Origin of the sequence: Actinocrinis puniceicyclus (assembly GCF_018283645.1) — a bacterium.
Lineage (GTDB): Bacteria > Actinomycetota > Actinomycetes > Streptomycetales > Catenulisporaceae > Actinocrinis > Actinocrinis puniceicyclus.
Genome location: NZ_JAGSXH010000265.1, coordinates 1 through 2,473 on the forward strand (window position 1 = coordinate 1; position 2,473 = coordinate 2,473).

The following is a 2,473-nucleotide window of genomic DNA, read 5'->3' on the forward strand; positions in this document are numbered from 1 at the left end:
ACCGAACCAGCCCCCGCACCAACGCCGAACGCCGCAACGGGCACACCCAGAAAGCCCGCTACACCATCACCATCGCCGAGTCGAATCTCCCCAAAGCGGACTGACCGGCCCTAACTTTAGGGCAGTGGGGCTAGGGCCCAGAGGTCTGCTGCCGCCTTTGTGTTGCCATATGCCGAGGAAACATGGGCGATACCTTCGCGGGACCATGCGATGAGCCTGACGGAGCCGAGGCTCTGGGAGGTCAGCAACGCCTGCTCGTATATTTGCTGAGCCGTGTCGAGATCCCGGACGCTCAAATAGGCGTCTCCTATAGAGTTGAGCGCTTGTATTTCGGCTTCCTGGAGATGCTTCGCACGCGCTAGTTCGAGCGCGCTGCGTCCGAACTCGATTGAATCATCGAACGCGCCGCTAGCACGTCTACAGATACAAAGACCGACGAGCGCGATTGCTTCGGCGTTGTGGGCGCCTGCCTCCCGTGCCAGGTTGAGCGACACCTCATATGCGGTGGACGCGCCTTGCCAATCCCCGCAGACCACAGAGAGGAGGGCAAAGTTGTTGAGAGTGAGCGCTCGGTATCGCGGCACTCCCGCATCCCCTTCGACCCTCAATGACAGTTGGTAGAACTCGAGCGCTTGCTGGCGGTTGCCGAGTTCGTCGTGAACGAGCGCCAATCCGTGATAGAGCCGGGCTTGCAGGTCGTGCAACCCGAGGTCTCCGGCGAGAGCTGCTCCGCTCTCAAAATACTTGCCAGCCTTGTGGTAATCCCGCCGTTCCCAGTAGATCGCGCCAAGATCAGACAGCTGTGAGATCTCGCTCCTCTGATCGCCGACTCTGCGGCTGATGGAGAGCGCCTGAGAGGCGAACTGTTCGGCTTGTTCCGAGTCGCCGTGTGTTCGCGAGGCGGCGGCGAGTGCGGCGAGCATGGCCGCTTCGTCGTGATCGCTCCGAATTGCGCGTGCGGACTTCAGGCCGAGCTCGAGAATCTGTTCCGCATCGCCGGAATAATGCAAGCTGCTGATATAGGGAATGAGTGATCGAGCCAATTGCGACGCGGTTTCGTGCAAGCCGCTGCTTGAAGCGAGCTTCAGTACCGCGACGGAATTCTGAAATTCCATCTGGAGGTGAACGAGGGCTTCCTTGGGGTCACCCGTCGGTTTAATCTGGTGCGATCGGCCGTCGGCCCGCACTTCGAAGCGCGATGCATCTAGCGCTAAAACCTGACTCCATGCGTGAATGGAATGCAGATAGTAGCCGGCAAGGCGCTCCACCGTCTGGACGTACTCGGCGTTCGACGCGGATTCGTCATACAGGCACCTCGTGCATTCTCTGACGATGTCATGCATATGATAGCGACCGGGAACATGTTGCTTGAGCAGATTGAGCTTGAAGAGGTCGTCCAAGAACGACTCAGTATCCGGCACGGCGGCCTCTGCGAGTGCTGCCGCGCTGTACGAGTCCAGATCCTGCCCGGGATGCACGCTCAGCACCCTGAGCAGCCTCTGCTGCTCCTGGGTGAGATGCCGGTATGACCAAGTGACCACACTCATGACGCCACGCTCGTCCGAGGCGAAGATTCGTTCGCGGGATGCGCGGTTGCGCAGTTGCTCTACGAGATAGGACACCGTCCAGGCGGCCCGCTCGCGAAACTGGGCTGCAGCAATCTGGATCGCGAGCGGCAGGTTCCCGCACAGCTGCACGACGGTTTCGACGGAACGCATCTCGCCGTCTGTCCGCTTTGCCCCCGCGATCCGACAGAAGAGTGCGACGGCCTCATCGTTCTTCATGATGTCGAGGGGAAGACTCTCCGCGCCCTCGAGCGTCCCCATCCGCCTACGACTGGAAATCAACACCAGGCAGCCGGGGGAGCTTGGCAGCAGCGGTCTGATCTGCGCGGCATCTGCAGCATTGTCGAGAACGAGTAGTATCTTCTGCCCCATCGTTCGCGAACGCCATTGTGCGCCGCGCGTCTCAAGGCCGGGCGCTATGAGCTCCGGGGCTACGCCATTGAAGCGGAGCAGGAGGTTCAGCGCCTGAATCGGATGCACAGCCTCCTGATCGGCATTGAACCCGAGGAGGTCGACGAAGTACTGGCCATCGGGATAGCGGTTGGCCATCATGTGCGCACAATGCAGCGCCAAAGTTGTCTTGCCCACGCCACCCATTCCGTCGATTACGATGATCGACGGCGCGAACTGGCTGGCAGACTGCGAGGTCATGCTGCGGATCTCTTCCTCGCGGCCCGTGAATTCAGCGATGTCGCGTGGAAGATAAGCTCCCGACGAAAGGGCCGAAACGCCTGGACCCGAGGAATTCTCCACACGCTCAGATTCTTCAGGAGCGCCGTTCGCAAACATTCACTGGGAAATCGGAGTGTGACGGTGTCCGCCTTGCGGTGACGCAGGGTGTGTGGGGTGTGGTGGGGCGTGGGTCGATCTGACGGCCGGTCATGTGGTTGGATCTGCTCGTGCCGGAT

Annotated in this window: 1 protein-coding gene; it reads right to left on the minus strand. The window is 60.7% G+C overall.

Annotated elements, in window-relative coordinates; translation table 11 throughout:
- Window positions 1-116 precede the first annotated feature (116 nt).
- Entirely contained in the window at window positions 117-2,318 is a 2,202-nt protein-coding gene (locus KGA66_RS28595) for an ATP-binding protein (RefSeq protein WP_211472658.1), read from the minus strand.
- Window positions 2,319-2,473: the final 155 nt, after the last annotated feature.